The 19,413-nt window shown below is 58.0% G+C and carries 21 protein-coding genes and 3 pseudogenes; 17 read left to right on the plus strand and 7 right to left on the minus strand.

The genetic code is table 11. The features are described 5' to 3' along the window. Positions 1-2 precede the first annotated feature (2 nt). The 12 genes from cysD (at position 3) to rpoS (ending at position 9,818) form a co-directional block, all read left to right on the plus strand. The gene (gene cysD / locus B8P98_RS05570) at positions 3-911 is read left to right on the plus strand and encodes a sulfate adenylyltransferase subunit CysD (RefSeq protein ID WP_002915160.1); all 909 of its coding nucleotides are present in this window, start codon (positions 3-5) and stop codon (positions 909-911) included. A gap of 9 nt (positions 912-920) precedes the next feature. Next, entirely contained in the window at positions 921-2,348 is a 1,428-nt protein-coding gene (gene cysN / locus B8P98_RS05575) for a sulfate adenylyltransferase subunit CysN (RefSeq protein WP_025712822.1), read from the plus strand. Next, on the plus strand, positions 2,348-2,953 hold the full coding sequence (cysC, locus tag B8P98_RS05580; RefSeq protein ID WP_002915158.1) for an adenylyl-sulfate kinase: 606 nt from the start codon (positions 2,348-2,350) through the stop codon (positions 2,951-2,953). The genes cysN and cysC overlap by 1 nt, the downstream gene beginning before the upstream one ends. Before the next feature lie 50 nt (positions 2,954-3,003). Further along, positions 3,004-3,330: a DUF3561 family protein gene (locus tag B8P98_RS05585; protein WP_008806224.1), complete on the plus strand. Its 327-nt coding sequence runs from the start codon at positions 3,004-3,006 to the stop codon at positions 3,328-3,330. Between the two features lie 140 nt (positions 3,331-3,470). Further along, a complete protein-coding gene (gene ftsB, locus B8P98_RS05590; RefSeq protein ID WP_002915156.1) occupies positions 3,471-3,788 on the plus strand; it encodes a cell division protein FtsB in 318 nt (105 codons plus the stop codon). Positions 3,789-3,807: 19 nt separating this feature from the next. Further along, complete coding sequence (ispD, locus tag B8P98_RS05595) at positions 3,808-4,518, plus strand: 2-C-methyl-D-erythritol 4-phosphate cytidylyltransferase (protein WP_025712820.1); 711 nt, start codon at positions 3,808-3,810, stop codon at positions 4,516-4,518. Beyond that, positions 4,518-4,997 (plus strand): 2-C-methyl-D-erythritol 2,4-cyclodiphosphate synthase, encoded by a 480-nt coding sequence (ispF, locus tag B8P98_RS05600; RefSeq protein WP_004181093.1) that lies wholly within the window; start codon positions 4,518-4,520, stop codon positions 4,995-4,997. The genes ispD and ispF overlap by 1 nt, the downstream gene beginning before the upstream one ends. Then, a complete protein-coding gene (gene truD, locus B8P98_RS05605) occupies positions 4,994-6,043 on the plus strand; it encodes a tRNA pseudouridine(13) synthase TruD (RefSeq protein ID WP_025712819.1) in 1,050 nt (349 codons plus the stop codon). The genes ispF and truD overlap by 4 nt, the downstream gene beginning before the upstream one ends. Then, positions 6,024-6,785, plus strand: a complete 762-nt coding sequence (surE, locus tag B8P98_RS05610; protein WP_080924666.1) for a 5'/3'-nucleotidase SurE — start codon at positions 6,024-6,026, stop codon at positions 6,783-6,785. Before truD ends, surE begins: the two co-directional genes overlap by 20 nt. After that, positions 6,779-7,405, plus strand: coding sequence for a protein-L-isoaspartate(D-aspartate) O-methyltransferase (locus tag B8P98_RS05615; RefSeq protein ID WP_002915108.1), 627 nt, complete (start codon positions 6,779-6,781; stop codon positions 7,403-7,405). Before surE ends, B8P98_RS05615 begins: the two co-directional genes overlap by 7 nt. A gap of 125 nt (positions 7,406-7,530) precedes the next feature. After that, positions 7,531-8,667, plus strand: a complete 1,137-nt coding sequence (nlpD, locus tag B8P98_RS05620) for a murein hydrolase activator NlpD (protein WP_025712818.1) — start codon at positions 7,531-7,533, stop codon at positions 8,665-8,667. Between the two features lie 158 nt (positions 8,668-8,825). Further along, positions 8,826-9,818, plus strand: coding sequence for an RNA polymerase sigma factor RpoS (rpoS, locus tag B8P98_RS05625; protein WP_002915106.1), 993 nt, complete (start codon positions 8,826-8,828; stop codon positions 9,816-9,818). 52 nt (positions 9,819-9,870) lie between these two features. Here rpoS and B8P98_RS05630 read toward each other — a convergent pair whose 3' ends face one another. Together B8P98_RS05630 and B8P98_RS05635 are read right to left on the minus strand one after the other, a co-directional pair. Further along, a complete protein-coding gene (locus tag B8P98_RS05630) occupies positions 9,871-10,248 on the minus strand; it encodes a hypothetical protein (protein ID WP_025712817.1) in 378 nt (125 codons plus the stop codon). Continuing rightward, positions 10,245-11,447 carry an MFS transporter gene (locus B8P98_RS05635; protein ID WP_095032809.1) on the minus strand — a complete coding sequence of 401 codons (1,203 nt, stop codon included), beginning with the start codon at positions 11,445-11,447 and terminating at the stop codon, positions 10,245-10,247. The genes B8P98_RS05630 and B8P98_RS05635 overlap by 4 nt, the downstream gene beginning before the upstream one ends. A 108-nt stretch (positions 11,448-11,555) precedes the next feature. Here B8P98_RS05635 and B8P98_RS05640 point away from each other — a divergent pair, with 108 nt between their 5' ends. Continuing rightward, positions 11,556-12,443: a LysR family transcriptional regulator gene (locus tag B8P98_RS05640; protein ID WP_095032810.1), complete on the plus strand. Its 888-nt coding sequence runs from the start codon at positions 11,556-11,558 to the stop codon at positions 12,441-12,443. An 8-nt stretch (positions 12,444-12,451) separates the two neighbouring features. On the opposite strand, the gene B8P98_RS05645 is transcribed toward B8P98_RS05640, so the two are convergent. Beyond that, positions 12,452-12,859, minus strand: coding sequence for a MarR family winged helix-turn-helix transcriptional regulator (locus B8P98_RS05645; RefSeq protein ID WP_008806213.1), 408 nt, complete (start codon positions 12,857-12,859; stop codon positions 12,452-12,454). Between the two features lie 174 nt (positions 12,860-13,033). Here B8P98_RS05645 and B8P98_RS05650 point away from each other — a divergent pair. The 4 genes and pseudogenes from B8P98_RS05650 to B8P98_RS05670 all read left to right on the plus strand — a co-directional run bounded on the left by B8P98_RS05650 (position 13,034) and on the right by B8P98_RS05670 (position 15,754). Then, positions 13,034-13,589, plus strand: a pseudogene (locus B8P98_RS05650) (UbiX family flavin prenyltransferase). Next, entirely contained in the window at positions 13,589-15,016 is a 1,428-nt protein-coding gene (locus B8P98_RS05655) for a non-oxidative hydroxyarylic acid decarboxylases subunit C (RefSeq protein WP_095032811.1), read from the plus strand. Before B8P98_RS05650 ends, B8P98_RS05655 begins: the two are co-directional and overlap by 1 nt. A 10-nt stretch (positions 15,017-15,026) precedes the next feature. Continuing rightward, complete coding sequence (locus B8P98_RS05660; protein WP_095032812.1) at positions 15,027-15,263, plus strand: non-oxidative hydroxyarylic acid decarboxylases subunit D; 237 nt, start codon at positions 15,027-15,029, stop codon at positions 15,261-15,263. 338 nt (positions 15,264-15,601) lie between these two features. Then, positions 15,602-15,754, plus strand: a complete 153-nt coding sequence (locus tag B8P98_RS05670) for a Hok/Gef family protein (RefSeq protein WP_002915097.1) — start codon at positions 15,602-15,604, stop codon at positions 15,752-15,754. A 116-nt stretch (positions 15,755-15,870) separates the two neighbouring features. Here B8P98_RS05670 and mutS read toward each other — a convergent pair whose 3' ends face one another. The 4 genes and pseudogenes from mutS to B8P98_RS05690 form a co-directional block, all read right to left on the minus strand. Then, complete coding sequence (gene mutS, locus B8P98_RS05675) at positions 15,871-18,432, minus strand: DNA mismatch repair protein MutS (protein ID WP_004151059.1); 2,562 nt, start codon at positions 18,430-18,432, stop codon at positions 15,871-15,873. Positions 18,433-18,700: 268 nt separating this feature from the next. Further along, a complete protein-coding gene (locus B8P98_RS05680; RefSeq protein ID WP_025712810.1) occupies positions 18,701-19,048 on the minus strand; it encodes a DUF1493 family protein in 348 nt (115 codons plus the stop codon). Next, positions 19,045-19,166: pseudogene (locus B8P98_RS31550) on the minus strand (STM2901 family protein); the annotation flags it as partial. The gene B8P98_RS05680 and the pseudogene B8P98_RS31550, both read right to left, overlap by 4 nt. After that, positions 19,166-19,234, minus strand: a pseudogene (locus tag B8P98_RS05690) (type VI secretion system tube protein Hcp); the annotation flags it as partial. The pseudogenes B8P98_RS31550 and B8P98_RS05690, both read right to left, overlap by 1 nt. Positions 19,235-19,413 lie beyond the last annotated feature (179 nt).

Below are 19,413 nucleotides of genomic sequence, written 5' to 3' on the forward strand. Positions count from 1 at the left end.
TTATGGACCAAAAACGACTCACTCACCTGCGGCAACTGGAGGCGGAAAGCATCCATATTATTCGTGAGGTGGCCGCCGAATTTTCTAACCCGGTGATGATGTACTCCATCGGGAAAGATTCCAGCGTAATGCTGCATCTGGCGCGCAAAGCGTTTTATCCGGGAACCCTGCCGTTCCCGCTGCTGCACGTCGATACCGGCTGGAAATTCCGTGAGATGTATGAGTTCCGCGACCGTACTGCTAAAGCCTACGGCTGTGAGCTGCTGGTGCATAAAAACCCGGAAGGGGTGGCGATGGGCATCAACCCGTTTGTCCACGGCAGCGCTAAGCATACCGATATCATGAAAACGGAAGGCCTGAAGCAGGCGCTGAACAAATACGGCTTTGACGCCGCGTTCGGCGGCGCGCGTCGCGACGAAGAGAAATCCCGCGCGAAAGAGCGCATCTACTCCTTCCGCGACCGCTTCCACCGCTGGGACCCGAAAAATCAGCGTCCGGAGCTGTGGCACAACTACAACGGCCAGATTAACAAAGGCGAAAGCATCCGCGTCTTCCCGCTCTCCAACTGGACTGAGCTGGATATCTGGCAGTACATCTATCTGGAAAATATTGAAATCGTGCCGCTGTATCTGGCCGCTGAGCGCCCGGTGCTGGAGCGCGACGGTATGCTGATGATGATCGATGACGACCGTATCGATCTGCAGCCGGGCGAAGTGATTGAAAAACGGATGGTGCGTTTCCGTACCCTCGGCTGCTGGCCGCTGACCGGCGCGGTGGAGTCTGAAGCGCAGACGCTGCCGGAAATTATTGAAGAGATGCTGGTATCGACCACCAGCGAACGTCAGGGGCGCGTCATTGACCGCGACCAGGCCGGCTCGATGGAGCTGAAGAAACGTCAGGGGTATTTCTAAGGAGCCGCCATGAACACCACAATTGCCCAACAAATTGCCAACGAAGGCGGCGTAGAAGCTTACCTGCACGCGCAACAGCACAAGAGCCTGCTGCGTTTTCTGACCTGCGGCAGCGTCGATGACGGCAAAAGCACCTTAATTGGCCGCCTGCTGCACGATACCCGTCAGATCTATGAAGATCAGCTCTCTTCGCTGCACAACGACAGCAAGCGTCACGGCACCCAGGGCGAAAAGCTGGACCTGGCGCTGCTGGTGGACGGCCTGCAGGCCGAGCGCGAGCAGGGCATCACTATCGATGTCGCCTACCGCTATTTCTCAACCGAAAAACGCAAATTTATCATCGCCGACACCCCGGGGCACGAGCAGTACACGCGCAATATGGCCACCGGCGCGTCCACCTGCGACCTGGCGATCCTGCTGATCGATGCGCGCAAAGGCGTGCTCGACCAGACCCGCCGTCACAGTTTTATCTCTACGCTGCTGGGCATTAAGCACCTGGTGGTGGCGGTCAACAAAATGGATCTCGTCGAGTTTAGCGAAGCGCGCTTCAACGAGATCCGGGAAGATTATCTGACCTTCGCCGAGCAGCTGCCGGGCAACCTTGATATCCGCTTTGTGCCGCTGTCGGCGCTGGAAGGCGATAACGTCGCCAGCCAGAGCGCGAATATGCCGTGGTACAGCGGCCCGACGCTGCTGGAAGTTCTCGAAACCGTGGAGATCCAGCGGGTGGTCGAGAGCCAGCCGCTGCGCTTCCCGGTGCAGTATGTTAACCGTCCGAACCTCGATTTCCGTGGCTTCTCCGGCACGGTCGCCTCCGGTACGGTTACCGTTGGCCAGCGTCTGAAGGTGCTGCCGTCGGGCGTCGAATCGAGCGTGGCGCGTATCGTCACCTTTGACGGCGACCTGCAGGAAGCCGCCGCCGGCGAAGCCATTACCCTTGTGCTGAAAGATGAAATCGACATCAGCCGCGGCGACCTGCTGGTTGACGCGCAAGCCTCGCTGCCGGCGGTGCAAAGCGCCAGCATCGACGTGGTGTGGATGGCCGAGCAGCCGCTGACCCCGGGCCAGAGCTACGACATTAAAATTGCCGGCAAGAAGACTCGCGCTCGCGTCGACGCTATCCGCTACCAGGTCGATATTAACAACCTGACCCAGCGTGAAGTCGAGTCTCTGCCGCTGAACGGCATTGGGCTGGTGGATCTAACCTTTGACGAACCTTTAGTGCTGGATCCGTATCAGCAAAACCCGGTGACCGGCGGGCTTATCTTTATCGATCGCCTGACCAACGTCACCGTGGGCGCCGGGATGGTCAACGAGCCGCACCTGCAGGCGCCGACGTCGACATCGCAGTACAGCGCCTTCGAGCTGGAGCTGAATCAGCTGATCCGCAAACACTTCCCGCACTGGGACGCCCGCGACCTGCTGGGAGGCAAATAATGGCCCAGCATGACGAAAACGTCGTCTGGCATGCCCACCCTGTGACCCAGCAGCAGCGGGAGCAGCATCACGGCCATCGCGGCGTGGTGCTGTGGTTTACCGGCCTTTCGGGGTCGGGTAAATCCACTGTCGCCGGGGCGCTGGAGGAGGCGCTGCATGAGCGCGGCGTCAGCACCTATCTGCTGGATGGCGACAACGTGCGCCATGGCCTGTGCAGCGACCTGGGATTCAGCGATGAGGATCGCAAAGAGAACATTCGCCGCGTTGGTGAAGTGGCCAGGCTGATGGTCGATGCCGGGCTGGTTGTATTGACGGCATTTATATCTCCGCACCGTGCGGAACGGCAGATGGTGCGCGAGCGCCTCGGGGAAGGACGCTTTATCGAAGTGTTCGTCGATACCCCGCTGGCCATCTGCGAGGCGCGGGATCCGAAAGGATTGTACAAGAAGGCGCGGGCAGGGGAATTACGCAATTTCACCGGCATAGACTCGGTCTATGAGGCTCCGGAAAAGGCGGAAATTCATCTGGATGGTGAACAATTGGTAACAAATTTGGTGCACCAACTATTAGACCTGCTGCAACAGAGCGATATTATCAGATCCTGAAACGGCAGCGGCATCGAGGGGTGCCGGTTGCCCGGTCTACAGGATTCGATATGCGCAATACCCAGAACCTCAGTATTATTCGTTCAGAACCGCCTCCGGCGATCGGCGACGAGACCACCTGGTCTCTGTCGGGCGCTGCCGTGGGCTTTATTTCATGGCTGCTGGCGCTGGGTATTCCCTTCCTTCTCTATGGCAGTAATACGCTCTTCTTCCTCCTTTACACCTGGCCGTTCTTCCTGGCGTTGATGCCGGTGGCGGTAGTGGTCGGTATTGCGCTGCACTCTCTGCTCAATGGCAAGCTGCTCTATAGCGCCAGCGCGACCATCCTGACCGTCGGGCTGATGTTTGCGCTACTCTTCCTCTGGCTGTTGGGATAACCCGTTTCCGGGATGAATCAAGCATGGGTATCGGCAGCAAAAATATGGTACAGTCCCCGCGTTACGCGGCATCGTCCGCGCGCCCCGGTAGCGTACCCGGGCGAGTTTTGGGATGATGATGCCGTTTTTCAGGGGGCAGGATGGGTAAACTAACGCTGCTATTATTAGCTTTGCTGGTCTGGCTACAGTATTCGCTGTGGTTCGGTAAAAACGGCCTGCATGACTACACGCGGGTTAACGACGACGTCACCGCCCAGCAGGCGACTAACGCCAAACTAAAAGCACGCAACGATCAGCTGTTTGCCGAAATTGACGACCTCAACGGCGGGCAGGAGGCGATCGAGGAGCGTGCGCGCAATGAACTCAGCATGACCCGCCCGGGCGAAACCTTCTATCGTCTGGTACCGGATGCGTCTAAACGCAATCAGGCATCGGGGCAACAGCAGAACAATCGATAACCAGGCCCAGGATTACAACATGGCAGCCACTTTTCCGGGCGTTTGCGCCGTGGTGCCGGCAGCCGGTTTTGGCCGCCGCATGCAAACGGAATGCCCGAAACAATATCTCTCAATCGGTAACAAAACGATTCTCGAACACGCGGTCGCCGCGCTGCTGGCGGATGCGCGCGTCCAGCGCGTGGTCATTGCCGTCAGCCCCGGCGATCGGCGCTTCAGCCAGCTACCGCTGGCGCAGCACCCGCAAATTACCGTCGTCGATGGCGGCGCCGAGCGCGCCGATTCCGTGCTCGCGGGCCTGCAGGCGTTGCCGGAGGCGCAGTGGGTGCTGGTGCATGACGCCGCGCGCCCCTGCCTGCATCAGGACGACCTCAGCCGCCTGCTGGCGCTCTGCGAAACCAGCCGCGTCGGCGGTATCCTCGCGGCGCCGGTGCGCGACACCATGAAGCGCGCCGAGCCGGGTAAAACCGCCATCGCCCATACCGTCGATCGCAATGACCTGTGGCATGCGCTGACGCCGCAATTTTTCCCTCGCGAGCTGCTGGTGGATTGCCTCACCCGGGCGCTGAACGAGGGGGCGACCATCACCGATGAAGCCTCGGCGCTGGAGTACTGCGGCTTCCATCCGCAGCTGGTCGCCGGTCGCGCGGATAATATTAAAGTGACGCGCCCGGAAGACCTGGCGCTGGCAGAATTTTACCTCACCCGTTCCCGACACCAGGAGAAAGCTTAATGCGAATTGGACATGGTTTTGACGTACACGCTTTTGGCGGTGAAGGCCCAATCATTATTGGCGGGGTACGCATTCCTTATGAAAAAGGGCTGCTGGCCCACTCCGACGGCGACGTCGCGCTGCATGCGCTGACCGACGCGCTGCTGGGCGCCGCGGCGCTCGGCGATATCGGCAAGCTGTTCCCCGATACCGACCCGGCGTTTAAAGGCGCTGATAGCCGCGAACTGCTGCGCGAAGCATGGCGCCGCATTCAGGCCAAAGGCTATACGCTCGGCAACGTCGACGTCACCATTATCGCCCAGGCGCCGAAGATGTTGCCGCATATTCCGCAGATGCGCGTCTTTATCGCTGAAGATCTCGGCTGCCATATGGACGACGTCAACGTAAAAGCGACCACCACCGAGAAGCTCGGCTTCACCGGTCGCGGGGAAGGGATCGCCTGCGAAGCGGTCGCGCTGCTGCGTAAGGCCGACAAATGATCGCTTTTGACCAACTGACCTGGCTGCACGGCAAGCCGCAGAGCAGCGGGTTGCTGAAAGCCAACCCGGAAGATTTTCTGGTGGTGGAAGATTTGGGCTTCGCCCCGGATGGCGAAGGCGAACATGTGCTAGTGCGGATCCTGAAAAACGGCTGCAACACGCGCTTTGTCGCCGACGCGCTGGCGAAATTCCTCAAGATCCACGCGCGGGAAGTGAGCTTCGCCGGGCAGAAAGATAAGCACGCGGTCACCGAGCAGTGGCTGTGCGCCCGGGTGCCCGGCAAAGAGATGCCGGACCTGAGCAAATTTCAGCTCGAGGGCTGCCAGGTACTGGAATATGCCCGCCATAAGCGTAAGCTGCGTTTAGGCGCGCTGAAAGGCAACCAGTTTACCGTGATCCTGCGCGAGATTAGCGATCGGCAGGACGTGGAGACGCGTCTGCAGGCCATCGCTGAACGGGGCGTGCCGAACTATTTTGGCGCGCAGCGCTTCGGCATTGGCGGCAGCAACCTGCAGGGCGCGCTGCGCTGGGCGGAGAGCGGCGCGCCGGTGCGCGATCGCAATAAGCGCAGTTTTTGGTTGTCGGCGGCCCGCAGCGCGTTGTTTAATCAGCAAGTCAGTATTAGATTAAAAAAAACGGAATTTAATCAGGTTGTTGATGGCGATGCGCTACAATTAGCGGGGCGTGGGAGCTGGTTTGTCGTCACACCGGAAGAACGAGAGGTTTCGCAGGCGCGGGTGCATAACCGCGAGCTGATGATCACGGCTGCGCTGCCGGGCAGCGGCGACTGGGGCAGCCAGCGCGATGCGCTGGCTTTCGAGCAGGCCGCTATCGCCGAGGAAACCGCGTTGCAGGCGCTGCTGGTACGGGAGAAAGTCGAGGCGGCGCGCCGGGCGATGCTCCTCTATCCACAGCAGCTTAGCTGGAACTGGTGGGATGACGTAACCGTTGAACTGCGTTTCTGGCTGCCGGCGGGCAGCTTCGCCACCAGCGTGGTCAGGGAGCTTATCAATACAACGGGTGACTATGCGAATATTGCTGAGTAACGATGACGGGATCCATGCGCCGGGGATACAGACCCTGGCGAAGGCCTTAAGGGAGTTTGCCGAGGTCCAGGTGGTTGCACCCGATCGTAACCGCAGCGGGGCCTCAAATTCGCTGACGCTGGAATCATCCCTGCGTACATTTACCTATGAAAATGGCGACATCGCCGTGCAGATGGGGACACCGACGGACTGCGTCTACCTGGGCGTGAACGCGCTGATGCGCCCGCGTCCGGACATCGTCGTTTCCGGAATTAATGCCGGCCCCAACCTGGGCGATGACGTCATCTATTCCGGTACCGTGGCCGCGGCGATGGAGGGGCGTCATCTGGGGTTCCCTGCGCTGGCCGTGTCGCTCAACGGCTACCAACATTATGACACCGCGGCGGCGGTAACCTGCACTCTCCTGCGCGGCCTCAGCCGCGAACCGCTACGTACCGGGCGGATCCTCAACGTCAATGTCCCGGACTTGCCCCTTGATCAGATCAAAGGCATCCGCGTGACCCGCTGCGGCAACCGTCACCCGGCGGACCAGGTGATCCCGCAAAAAGATCCGCGCGGCAATACCCTGTACTGGATTGGCCCGCCGGGCGATAAGCGTGATGCCGGGCCGGGTACCGATTTTGCGGCAGTGGATGAAGGCTATGTTTCCGTGACGCCATTGCACGTCGATTTAACCGCCCATCAGGCGCATGAGGTGGTCACCGATTGGTTGGAACGTGTCGGGGTTGACGGGCAATGGTAAGTAAACGTGTTGAAAGTTTGTTGAATCAACTGCGCACGCAGGGCATCGTCGATGAGCGTGTCCTCGAGGCGATCGCGCTTGTCCCGCGCGAAAAGTTTGTTGATGAAGCCTTTGAACATAAAGCGTGGGAAAACACCGCGCTGCCGATTGGCCAGGGGCAGACCATCTCCCAGCCGTACATGGTGGCGCGGATGACCGAGCTGCTGACGCTGACGCCGGAATCGCGCGTACTGGAGATCGGCACCGGTTCCGGCTACCAGACGGCAATTCTGGCGCACCTGGTGCATCACGTTTGCTCGGTAGAGCGAATTAAGAGTTTACAGTGGCAGGCGCGTCGTCGCCTGAAACAACTTGATTTACATAATGTTTCAACCCGTCATGGCGATGGGTGGCAGGGTTGGCAGGCGCGGGCGCCGTTTGATGCCATTATTGTGACGGCGGCGCCGCCGGAAATACCGACCGCGCTGCTGGCGCAGCTGGATGATGACGGCGTGCTGGTGCTGCCGGTCGGCGAAGAGCATCAGTTTCTCAAACGGATCCGTCGCCGGGGCAACGAATTTATCATTGATACCGTCGAGGCCGTTCGCTTTGTTCCTCTGGTGAAGGGGGAGCTGGCCTGAGACCCGGATTATTCCAGGTTTTTTTTGCCTGACTTTAGGCGTAGGGTGGACACATTTTTCAGTGTCCTGGCCGGGCGCCGCCCGGTAAGCAAGATATTGGCAGTTAACATATTCCTGGGGGATAAATGAGCGCGGGAAGCACCAAATTTACCGTTAGCCGTATTGCGGCTCTTTCACTGGTTTCACTCTGGCTGGCCGGATGTAGCAATACCAATAATCCGCCGGCGCCGGTCAGCTCTGCCGGCGGTGCCGCCTCTTCCAGCACCAACTCCGGCATGTTGATTACGCCGCCATCCTCCGGCGTGAAGTCCGCTCCACAGGCACAGCCGATCCAGCCGGTGCAGACCCAGACCATTCAGCCGCAGCCGACGCCGATGGCCCAGGAGCCCGTGCAGACGGTAAATGGCCGGATTGTTTACAACCGCAAATATGGCGATATTCCGAAAGGTAGCTATACCGGCGGCAGTACCTATACGGTAAAACGCGGTGACACACTGTTCTATATCGCCTGGGTCACTGGCAACGATTTCCGCGATCTGGCGCAACGCAACAACGTCCCGGCCCCGTACGCGTTGAACGTCGGTCAGGTGCTGCAGGTCGGCAATGCGGCAGGTCAGCCGATCACCGGTGAAAACGCCGTTTCTCAGGCCAGTGCAAGAGCGAGCGGCGGTGCGACGGCCAGCACAACTTCTGCACAAAAATCCACCGCGGTGGTTGCTTCACAACCGACTATTACGTATTCTGAATCTTCAGGTGAACAGAGTGCTACCAAGATGTTGCCTAATAATAAACCAGCGACCACAACCACAACGGTTGTCGCGCCGGTAACGGCACCCACAACGGTGAGCACAACCCAGCCGACTGCAAGCAGTACGTCAACCAGTTCGCCGATCTCATCATGGCGCTGGCCGACTGATGGCAAAGTTATCGAGAACTTTAGTGGCGCGGAAGGCGGCAATAAAGGTATCGACATTGCAGGCAGTAAGGGACAGGCTATTGTCGCGACCGCCGATGGGCGCGTCGTCTATGCCGGTAACGCACTGCGCGGCTACGGTAATCTTATTATCATCAAACACAACGATGATTACCTGAGTGCCTACGCTCATAACGATACCATGCTGGTTCGGGAGCAACAGGAAGTCAAAGCGGGGCAGAAAATCGCTACCATGGGTAGCACCGGAACCAGCTCAACAAGATTACATTTTGAAATTCGTTACAAGGGGAAATCCGTCAACCCGCTGCAGTACTTACCGCAGCGATAATTTGGCAAAGTACGGATAAGCGAAGCATCAGCTAACAGGCGCCAGGGCGGTGTCTATGCGCCTCTCACCGAGAGGAGTAGGGGAAATCGTCCAGGCGTCTTTTGTTGATGTGCCGTGGAAGGTGCTTTGCTCAGGGATCACGGGTAGGAGCCACCTTTATGAGTCAGAATACGCTGAAAGTTCATGATTTAAATGAAGACGCGGAATTTGATGAGAACGGAATTGAGGTTTTCGACGAGAAGGCCTTAGTAGAAGAGGAACCCAGTGATAGCGATCTGGCTGAGGAAGAGCTACTGTCGCAAGGCGCAACACAACGCGTACTTGACGCCACTCAGCTTTATCTTGGAGAGATTGGTTATTCCCCACTGCTGACCGCGGAAGAGGAAGTCTATTTCGCGCGTCGCGCACTGCGTGGTGATGTCGCTTCACGCCGTCGCATGATTGAAAGTAACCTGCGTCTGGTGGTGAAGATTGCCCGTCGTTACAGCAATCGCGGTCTGGCTCTGCTGGATCTGATTGAAGAAGGTAACCTCGGCCTGATCCGCGCCGTTGAAAAGTTTGACCCGGAACGTGGGTTCCGTTTTTCGACCTATGCGACCTGGTGGATCCGCCAGACGATTGAACGGGCCATTATGAACCAAACCCGTACCATTCGTTTGCCTATCCACATTGTTAAAGAGCTGAACGTCTATCTTCGTACCGCGCGCGAGTTGTCCCATAAGCTGGACCACGAGCCTAGCGCGGAAGAGATTGCCGAACAGCTGGACAAACCGGTCGATGACGTCAGCCGTATGCTGCGTCTGAACGAACGCATCACCTCTGTGGATACGCCGCTGGGTGGCGATTCAGAAAAAGCGCTGCTGGACATTCTGGCCGATGAGAAAGAGAACGGCCCGGAAGATACCACGCAGGACGATGATATGAAGCAAAGCATCGTTAAATGGCTGTTCGAACTGAATGCCAAGCAGCGTGAAGTTCTGGCGCGTCGTTTTGGTCTGCTGGGCTATGAAGCAGCTACGCTGGAGGATGTGGGCCGTGAAATTGGCCTGACCCGCGAGCGCGTGCGTCAGATCCAGGTGGAAGGCCTGCGTCGCCTGCGGGAAATTCTGCAGGGGCAGGGGCTGAATATCGAAGCGCTCTTCCGCGAATAAGACGTTTTCTCTCAAAAAGGCCCCCTCGAAAGTCGGGGCCTTTTTCTTTGCGCTAGCCGAGGCGGGTCTCCTGCAGATGGCGCCAGACAATTTTCCCTTCCGCTTGCTGAAAAACCGCCGTCGACCAGCGTACATTTTTACTGCCATCCGCCAGCGTTTGGCTTTCACGGTATAGCACTGCGGCGCCGTCGTGCCACTCGCTGATGATTGCCATCCGATCCACGACGATGTGTAACCCCGGACGGCTGCCGCCGGCGTGGTGGAAAAAGTGGCTCACCGTCGGGTGATCCATCTTCTCGCCGCTCAGGGGGATCATGGTGAATTCGGCGGCAAAACGTGTCATCAGCGCCTGCGCGCTTCCTTCTCCCTGACCTAACCAGCGTTCGATAAGAACATGGGCATCAAGGACTTCCTGCAGATAAGGATTCATGATTTCTCCAGCGTAGTGTGCAGGCGATGGACAATCGCCCGATTATTCAGCCGCAGGCAAAACGGCAGCGGCAACAGGGTAATGACGGCGGCGCTGATAAATACCGCCTGCCAGGCACAGGCCGGCGGGTATACCTTCAGCAGCAGGGCGAGCAGCGCGCTGCCGGCAAAGAAGCTGAGCTGGCGGTTAAGATTCCACAGCGCGCTGGCGTCAGGCATCTCTTCGGCAGGCGTATGCAGGAAGGCACTGCTTTGTGCGGTGCTGCTGCATAAGCTGCCGCCGCCGCCCATCAGCGTAAAGGCGAGAATTAACAGCGTCAGCGGGCTGTGCGCATCGATCTTCAGCAGCAACAGGATCCCCGCCGCCTGAAGCAGGCAGCCGATGACTACCAGCGGCCGTGGCCCGAAGCGGTTGAAATACCTGCCGGTAAAGGTGATGGCGGCAAACGAGGCCAGCGACCATGGCGCCATCAGGGCACCGATTGCCCCCGGCGCCATCCCGGTGACGCGTTGCAGGTAGAACATCCCCACCACATTGACACCAATAAACATCCCCGGTACGCAGAGGTAGATCAGCATCGCGAAGCGTAGCAGGGGATCGGCCAGCAGCGACAGCGGGAGAAAGCGAGTCGGGCGAACCGGACCGGGGCTGTCGTTTAGCCATCGCACTGCCAGCGCAAAGGTTAGCAGAGCGACAGGCAGACTGGCGAAAAAGACCCAGCGCCAGCTGAATGCCTGGACTAACAAACCGCCGATCGCCGGCGAGCAGGCCGGCGCCAGCAGGCCGACCAGCATCACCGCCGCCGACAGTTTCGCCCGCTCATGCGGCTGATACAGCGGCCAGGTCAGCGCCTGGCCGAGGGGGATTAACAGCCCGCCGCCCATCCCCTGCAGCGTCCGCCATAAAATGAGTTCGCCGAGGCTGTTGGCAAGTCCTGCCGCTAGCGCGCCGAGGCTGAACAGCCCCAGCGAGAGTAAAAACAGCCGTTTCGCCCCCCAGCGCTGGCTAAGCCAGGCGCTGAACGGGACGAATGCCGTGAGTCCGAGAATATAGGCATTGCTGACCCACGCCAGCTGCGAAACCGATACTGCCAGCGCGCGACCGATCGCCGGAAAGGCGATGCTGGCGATGAACATGTTGATTAAATCAAGAAAAAAGCCGAACAGAAAAACGGTGGCAACGCGGTGGCGATAGGTCATGGTTCACTCCCTCAGACAGGCGGCTACTGTAATCCCGCTGCAGCGCAGGATAAACGGGGCTAATCGGGATATACTGTCTGATTATTTTTGACAATCATCCGGACGACGATGCTAAATCTTCAGCGCGTAACCATGTTTATCGCCGTGGTGGACGCCGGCAGTTTCACCCAGGCCGCCGCGGCGCTGGGGCAGACTAAAGCCGTGGTCAGTTTTAACGTGCGGCAACTGGAAAATGAGCTTGGGGTAACGCTCCTGTTGCGTTCGACGCGGCGTCTGCGGCTCACTGACGCCGGGGCGTTGTTCTATCAGCGCGGGGTGGCGCTGCTGAACGCGGCGGAAAATCTACAGGATGAGGTGCGGGCCAGCCATAGCGGCTTAAGCGGGGAGCTGCGGATCACCACCACGCCGGAGTATGGCGCGCAGGTTATTATTCCGGCGCTGGCCGCGTTTGCCCGACGTCATCCGGCGCTGCGGGTGCGCCACGTCTCCTCCTCCCATCATGCAGACCTTATTTCAGAACGATTTGATGTGGCGATACGCCTTGGGACGCTGGCCGATTCCCGCTATCGGGCGACGCGAATAGCCAGTTTCGCGATCCTGCCCGTCGCCTCCCCGGCCTGGCTGGCAAGCCATCCGGTGCAGACGCTGTCCGATCTGGCGCAAGCTGACTGGATTATTCATGAGCGTCTGCCGGCGCCGCTGCGCTGGCAGCTGCGAACGGATCACCAGACAGCGGTGGATTTCGCGATAGCCCGCGCGCCGCGTTTTTCAGCCGACAGCGCTACGGCGTTGATGAGCTTTGCGTTGGCCGGATGCGGTGTTGCCTTGCTGCCGGCGTGGCTGGTAGCCGAAAAAGTGGCGCAGCGGGAACTGGTGTCGCTTCTGCCGGAATACCACTTCCCACAGCAGGGCGTGTATGCTCTTTATCCCGACGCGCAGCATTTGCCGACCCGGGTGCGGGCGTTTATTGACTTCCTGCGCGAGAAGGGCGGTTAAGCGCCCGCTCAGGGCGCCATCATTTTGCGCACCAGCCGGGTGAACTGTTCACGTTCGCCATCGCTCAGGCGGCCGAGAAACTCGTCATCGATCTCATTGCCCTGCGGAATCGAACGGTTAAGCAACGCCTCGCCTTGTTCGGTCAGATAGACAAAACGGCGGCGTTTATCGGCGGGATCGTGTTCCCGGCGCACCAGGCCGCGCGCCTCCATCCGGCTGAGCATCTCCGCCAGCGTGGCCTTGGTACTGACCGCCGCTTCAATCAGCACGACCTGCTCAATACCCGGCTGCTCCGCTACCGAGCGCATCACCGCATACTGAGGTTTAGTCAGGTCCGGTAACGCCTGCTGCCAGCGGGCGGTATGTTGTTGAAAAAGTTGGCGCAGCAGGTGAAATGCTTCGTTTCGTAACTCCATGAATACTCCGTAACAAAACTGTCACCTCTATGATAGCCGTTCGTACGCCATTTTATACCCTTTCTGCGTTTTTGATTAAAAATGCGCACGTATACGAACGATCTTGTCATCCCCGTCCGGAGAGGGTAATTTAAATATAAAGTTCGTGTACGAACAAAATGAGTGAGGTCTGGAATGAAACTGATTATTGGGATGACGGGGGCCACCGGGGCTCCGCTTGGGGTGGCATTGCTGCAGGCGCTACGTGATATGCCGGAGGTGGAAACCCACCTGGTGATGTCGAAATGGGCCAAAACCACCATCGAGCTGGAAACGCCCTGGACAGCGCGCGAAGTGGCCGCGCTGGCGGACTTTTCCCACAGCCCGGCAGACCAGGCCGCCACCATCTCTTCCGGTTCATTTCGTACCGACGGCATGATCGTTATTCCCTGCAGTATGAAAACGCTGGCAGGCATTCGCGCGGGTTATGCCGAAGGGCTGGTGGGCCGCGCGGCGGACGTGGTGCTCAAAGAGGGGCGCAAGCTGGTGCTGGTCCCGCGGGAAATGCCGCTCAGCACGATCCATCTGGAGAACATGCTGGCGCTGTCGCGCATGGGCGTGGCGATGGTGCCGCCGATGCCGGCTTACTACAACCACCCGGGTGCTGGATCAGTTTGGCCTCGACTATCACAAAGCGCGCCGCTGGAACGGCTTGCGCACGGCAGAACAATTTGCACAGGAGATCGAATAATGGCTTTTGATGATTTGCGCAGCTTTTTGCAGGCGCTGGATGACCAGGGACAACTGCTGAAAATCAGTGAAGAGGTGAACGCTGAGCCCGATCTGGCGGCGGCCGCCAATGCGACCGGACGCATCGGCGACGGCGCCCCGGCGCTGTGGTTCGATAATATTCGCGGCTTTACCGACGCCCGCGTGACGATGAACACCATCGGCTCGTGGCAGAACCATGCCATCTCGCTGGGCCTGCCGCCCAACACGCCGGTGAAAAAGCAGATTGATGAATTCATTCGCCGCTGGGATAACTTCCCGGTGACGCCAGAGCGTCGCGCCAACCCGGCCTGGGCGGAAAACACCGTGGATGGCGATGATATCAACCTGTTCGATATTCTGCCGCTGTTTCGCCTCAACGATGGCGACGGTGGTTTCTACCTTGATAAAGCGTGCGTGGTGTCCCGCGATCCGCTGGATAAAGATAACTTCGGCAAGCAGAACGTCGGCATCTACCGTATGGAAGTGAAGGGCAAGCGTAAGCTCGGCCTGCAGCCAGTACCGATGCACGATATTGCGCTGCATCTGCATAAAGCGGAAGAGCGCGGCGAGGATCTGCCGATTGCGATCACCCTCGGTAACGATCCGATCATCACCCTGATGGGCGCTACGCCGCTGAAATACGATCAGTCTGAATATGAGATGGCTGGCGCGCTGCGCGAAAGTCCATATCCGATCGCCACCGCACCGCTGACCGGTTTTGATGTGCCGTGGGGTTCGGAAGTGATCCTCGAAGGGGTAATCGAAGGGCGCAAACGTGAAGTCGAAGGGCCGTTTGGCGAGTTTACCGGTCACTACTCCGGCTGTCGTAACATGACGGTGGTACGTATCGATAAAGTCTCGTATCGCACGAAACCGATTTTTGAATCTCTCTATCTTGGCATGCCGTGGACCGAAATTGACTACCTGATGGGCCCGGTGACCTGCGTACCACTGTATCAGCAGCTGAAAGCGGATTTCCCGGAAGTGCAGGCGGTCAACGCCATGTACACCCATGGTCTGCTGGCAATTATCTCCACTAAAAAACGCTACGGCGGCTTTGCCCGTGCAGTGGGGATGCGGGCGATGACCACCCCGCACGGCCTTGGCTACGTGAAGATGGTGATCATGGTCGATGAAGACGTGGATCCGTTCAACCTGCCGCAGGTGATGTGGGCGCTCTCCTCGAAGGTCAATCCGGCGGGGGACCTGGTACAGTTGCCGAACATGTCGGTGCTGGAGCTCGATCCGGGTTCAAGTCCGGCGGGGATCACCGACAAACTGATTATCGACGCCACCACCCCGGTTGCGCCGGACCTTCGCGGCCACTACAGCCAGCCGGTGCAGGATCTGCCGGAAACCAAAGCCTGGGCTGAAAAACTGACCGCTATGCTGGCCAACCGTAAATAAGGAGAAGAAGATGATTTGTCCACGTTGCGCCGATGAAAAAATTGAAGTCATGGCGACATCGCCGGTGAAAGGGGTCTGGACCGTGTATCAGTGCCAGCACTGCCTTTATACCTGGCGAAATACCGAGCCACTGCGCCGCACCAGTCGCGAACACTATCCGGAAGCGTTCCGCATGACGCAGAAAGATATTGATGAGGCGCCGCAGGTGCCGCACGTACCGCCGCTATTGTCGGAAGATAAGCGTTAATGAAAGGGGCCCGCTAAGTCGGGCCTTTTTATATTTAGTACAATTATGGAAGCTATTTTTTCATTAAATTAAAAAAATTACGCGAAGGGTTAATATACTGGGGTGACTTTGCGAGTCTGCTTCCAGATTATTATAAAAACAGCCTGGTTTAATAATCACTGATAATTTTCTGACCCTCGCGAGTATAGAATAGCGGCGGGTGCTTGAGGCTGTCTGGCCTTGAGCATTACCAGGACCCCAGACAGACGAAAGCCCCAGGAGATATTTCTATCAACTGAGGCTAGCGAATGAACATAGACAATTCAGATGTTAGTCTCTTCTTTGCAGGGAGGCAAGATATGCTGACAAAATATGCCCTTGTGGCAATCATCGTACTCTGTATTACGGTACTGGGATTTACGCTGTTGGTGCACAGCTCACTGTGCGAGCTGAGTATTAAAGAGCGTAATATTGAGTTTAAAGCTGTTCTCGCTTACGAATCGAAGAAGTAGCATCCGCGCGGGGGCAACCCCGCGTATGGATTGTCAGGACGCATCCTCTTGCACCCATTTTATTTGCTAAAACGGCAGCGCTTCGCAGCGCTGCCGTTTTTCACCTTAATGCCTGACTAGACCAGACTTTTCAGACGGTAGATCCACTCCAGCGCCTGACGCGGTGTCAGGGAATCGGGATCAAGATTCTCCAGCGCCTCAACCGCAGGTGAGGTCTCTTCCGGGGCGGCGAGCAACGACATCTGCGTGCCGTCGACCTGGGTAGCCGCCGCGTTGGGCGAGATACTCTCCAGCTCGCGCAGTTTCTGCCGCGCGCGCTTGATCACCTCTTTCGGCACCCCCGCCAGCGCGGCAACCGCCAGGCCATAGCTCTTGCTGGCCGCGCCGTCCTGTACGCTATGCATAAAGGCGATGGTGTCGCCGTGCTCCAGCGCGTCGAGGTGCACGTTGGCTACACCTTCCATTTTCTCCGGCAGCTGGGTGAGCTCGAAGTAGTGGGTAGCGAACAGCGTCAGCGCCTTGATCTTATTCGCCAGATTTTCCGCACAGGCCCACGCCAGCGACAGACCGTCGTAGGTGGACGTGCCGCGGCCAATCTCATCCATCAGCACCAGACTATGCTCGGTGGCGTTGTGCAGAATATTGGCAGTTTCAGTCATCTCCACCATAAAGGTCGAGCGGCCGCTGGCCAGGTCATCCGCCGCGCCGACGCGAGTAAAGATGCGATCGATTGGCCCGATCTCGACCTTCTGCGCCGGGACGTAGCTGCCAATATAGGCCAGCAGCGCAATCAGCGCGGTCTGGCGCATATAGGTACTTTTACCCCCCATGTTCGGCCCGGTGATGATCAGCATCCGCCGCTGCGGCGCCAGCTGTAGCGGGTTAGCGATAAACGGCTCTTTCAGCACCTGCTCGACCACCGGATGACGGCCTTCGCTGATGCGAATGCCTGGCTTATCGCTAAAGGTCGGGCAGCAGTAGTTCAGGGTTTCCGCGCGTTCCGCCAGGTTGACCAGCACGTCCAGCTCGGCCAGTGCGCTGGCGCTGGTTTGCAGGTCGGCGAGATGCGGCAGCAGCAGGTCGAACAGCTCGTCATAAAGCTGTTTTTCCAGCGCCAGCGCTTTGCCCTTGGAGGTCAGCACCTTATCTTCATACTCCTTCAGCTCAGGAATAATGTAGCGTTCGGCGTTTTTCAGCGTCTGGCGGCGCACGTAGTGGATCGGCGCGAGGTGGCTCTGGCCGCGGCTGATCTGGATGTAGTAGCCGTGGACGGCGTTGTAGCCGACCTTCAGGGTATCGAGGCCCAGCCGCTCGCGCTCGCGGATCTCCAGCTTATCGAGATAATCGGTAGCGCCATCGGCCAGCGCCCGCCACTCATCCAGCTCTTCGCTGTAGCCCGGAGCGATGACCCCGCCATCGCGGACCAGCACCGGCGGGGCGTCGATCACCGCGCGCTCCAGCAGTTCGCGCAGTTCGGTGAACTCGCCCATTTTCTCGCGCAATTTTTGCACCGGCTGACTGTCAACGTCGGCCAGCAGCTCACGCAGCAGAGGCAGTTGTTGCAGGGCATGACGCATGCGGGCAAGATCGCGCGGCCGGGCGGTACGCAGCGCCAGACGCGCCAGAATACGCTCCAGATCGCCGACCTGGCGCAGCACCGGCTGCAGCTCGGTATAGCGCTCCTGCAGCGCGCCGATGGTCTGCTGGCGCTCTACCAGTACCGCCGTGTCGCGGACCGGCATATGCAGCCAGCGTTTGAGCATCCGGCTACCCATTGGCGTCACTGTACAGTCGAGTACCGAGGCCAGGGTGTTGTCGGTGCCGCCGGCGAGATTCTGGGTGATCTCGAGGTTACGGCGGGTGGCGGCATCCATAATGATGCTGTCCTGCTGGCGTTCCATGGTGATGGAGCGGATATGCGGCAGCGAGGTACGCTGGGTGTCTTTAACATACTGCAGCAGGCAGCCGGCGGCGCACAGGCCGCGCGGGGCGTTTTCCACACCGAAACCAACCAGATCGCGGGTGCCGAACTGCAGGTTGAGCTGCTGGCGCGCGGTATCGATTTCAAATTCCCATAGCGGGCGACGGCGCAGGCCGCGGCGGCCTTCAATCAGCGACGACTCAGCGAAATCTTCCGCATACAGCAGCTCTGCCGGATTAGTACGCTGCAGCTCTGCCGCCATGGTTTCACGATCGGCCGGTTCGCTCAGGCGAAAGCGCCCGGAGCTGATATCCAGCGTCGCGTAGCCGAAGCCTTTGCTGTCCTGCCAGATAGCGGCCAGCAGATTGTCCTGACGCTCCTGCAGCAGCGCTTCATCGCTGATGGTGCCCGGCGTAACGATACGCACCACCTTACGCTCAACCGGCCCCTTGGTGGTGGCCGGGTCGCCAATCTGTTCGCAAATGGCCACCGACTCGCCCTGATTGACCAGTTTGGCGAGGTAGTTCTCTACGGCGTGGTGGGGGATGCCGGCCATGGGTATCGGTTCGCCCGCGGAGGCGCCGCGCTTGGTCAGCGAGATATCGAGCAGCTGCGACGCGCGTTTTGCATCGTCATAAAACAGCTCGTAAAAATCCCCCATCCGGTAAAACAGCAGAATGTCAGGATGTTGCGCCTTCAGCTTGAGATACTGCTGCATCATCGGCGTGTGGGCGTCGAGATTGTCAATTGTGCTCATGGGGTGTTATCCAGATCCCTGATTTTAAATGGCTGCGATTTTGTTGTTTTCGTCGTTATCACATGGATGAGACATAATAACGGAGATGGGCAGGAGAGGGAAACGGACGAAAGCACGCGGCGCGATCCGGATTCCAGTTGCAGAGGGGGCGGGGTATCGTCACAGTGGTTGAATCACCGCCACGCGATCGTTTTCATGCATTACGTTCGCCGTCGATGTTGTTCTGCCTTCTGGCCGCAGACCTCGTTACGACAACGGCTTGTGGTTGCTAGTCGTAAAGCCATTTACCTGCTTTTGCTGATTCGGCAAACATTTTGATGGTTAAAGGTTTACGCGTTTTTTCTACATCTTCTCGTTTTACTTTAAACCACCGAGTTAGCATTGGAGTATTCTCCCAAGGGAAATAACACGACCATTTAACACGGGAAAGATCAACATTAAATTTTTGTTCAAATTTATTTAAAGCGTCATGCAGATCGTCGCCGGGAGCATCAAATAAGTCATAATCAAGTTCCAATGGGATTTCTTTCCAATTTTTATCTAAACGGGTTGAGATCTCATCTTTAAACAAGTCTAAAACCTGATCTTGAATGCTTTTCATTAAAAGGATGTCTATTGTATACGGTCTTTGGGGCGAGCTATTGGTTTGTATTTTCGTGAGTTTTTCTTTAAGCTTGATAAATTGAGTTTACAAGTCTTATCCAACCTAACCACGGAATATAACGGGCGATAACACATCACAACCACCTTTGATTAGTGCCCCACCGTCGTCGTATATCCACATATTACCTGGAATAGCCATGCTTCTTCTTTCCTCTATTATCATTAGTAAGAAAAACAGTGTATCGAGTTGATTAAGCGCAGTAAATAATCAATGTGTCGTTTTTGGATTAATAGGGGAAATATCTTCTCTGTAATGATGGTTTATATTTAAAAATAGCTGTCGTAAATATTTCATTGGGTTATTACGCCATTGGTATA

This window comes from Klebsiella quasivariicola (assembly GCF_002269255.1).
Taxonomy (GTDB): domain Bacteria; phylum Pseudomonadota; class Gammaproteobacteria; order Enterobacterales; family Enterobacteriaceae; genus Klebsiella; species Klebsiella quasivariicola.

Coding starts and splice junctions, on each gene's coding strand:
- cysD (WP_002915160.1), top strand. CDS start 3: ATGGACCAAAAACGACTCACTCACCTGCGGCAACTGGAGGCGGAAAGC.
- cysN (WP_025712822.1), top strand. CDS start 921: ATGAACACCACAATTGCCCAACAAATTGCCAACGAAGGCGGCGTAGAA.
- cysC (WP_002915158.1), top strand. CDS start 2,348: ATGGCCCAGCATGACGAAAACGTCGTCTGGCATGCCCACCCTGTGACC.
- B8P98_RS05585 (WP_008806224.1), top strand. CDS start 3,004: ATGCGCAATACCCAGAACCTCAGTATTATTCGTTCAGAACCGCCTCCG.
- ftsB (WP_002915156.1), top strand. CDS start 3,471: ATGGGTAAACTAACGCTGCTATTATTAGCTTTGCTGGTCTGGCTACAG.
- ispD (WP_025712820.1), top strand. CDS start 3,808: ATGGCAGCCACTTTTCCGGGCGTTTGCGCCGTGGTGCCGGCAGCCGGT.
- ispF (WP_004181093.1), top strand. CDS start 4,518: ATGCGAATTGGACATGGTTTTGACGTACACGCTTTTGGCGGTGAAGGC.
- truD (WP_025712819.1), top strand. CDS start 4,994: ATGATCGCTTTTGACCAACTGACCTGGCTGCACGGCAAGCCGCAGAGC.
- surE (WP_080924666.1), top strand. CDS start 6,024: ATGCGAATATTGCTGAGTAACGATGACGGGATCCATGCGCCGGGGATA.
- B8P98_RS05615 (WP_002915108.1), top strand. CDS start 6,779: ATGGTAAGTAAACGTGTTGAAAGTTTGTTGAATCAACTGCGCACGCAG.
- nlpD (WP_025712818.1), top strand. CDS start 7,531: ATGAGCGCGGGAAGCACCAAATTTACCGTTAGCCGTATTGCGGCTCTT.
- rpoS (WP_002915106.1), top strand. CDS start 8,826: ATGAGTCAGAATACGCTGAAAGTTCATGATTTAAATGAAGACGCGGAA.
- B8P98_RS05630 (WP_025712817.1), bottom strand. CDS start 10,248: ATGAATCCTTATCTGCAGGAAGTCCTTGATGCCCATGTTCTTATCGAA.
- B8P98_RS05635 (WP_095032809.1), bottom strand. CDS start 11,447: ATGACCTATCGCCACCGCGTTGCCACCGTTTTTCTGTTCGGCTTTTTT.
- B8P98_RS05640 (WP_095032810.1), top strand. CDS start 11,556: ATGCTAAATCTTCAGCGCGTAACCATGTTTATCGCCGTGGTGGACGCC.
- B8P98_RS05645 (WP_008806213.1), bottom strand. CDS start 12,859: ATGGAGTTACGAAACGAAGCATTTCACCTGCTGCGCCAACTTTTTCAA.
- B8P98_RS05655 (WP_095032811.1), top strand. CDS start 13,589: ATGGCTTTTGATGATTTGCGCAGCTTTTTGCAGGCGCTGGATGACCAG.
- B8P98_RS05660 (WP_095032812.1), top strand. CDS start 15,027: ATGATTTGTCCACGTTGCGCCGATGAAAAAATTGAAGTCATGGCGACA.
- B8P98_RS05670 (WP_002915097.1), top strand. CDS start 15,602: ATGCTGACAAAATATGCCCTTGTGGCAATCATCGTACTCTGTATTACG.
- mutS (WP_004151059.1), bottom strand. CDS start 18,432: ATGAGCACAATTGACAATCTCGACGCCCACACGCCGATGATGCAGCAG.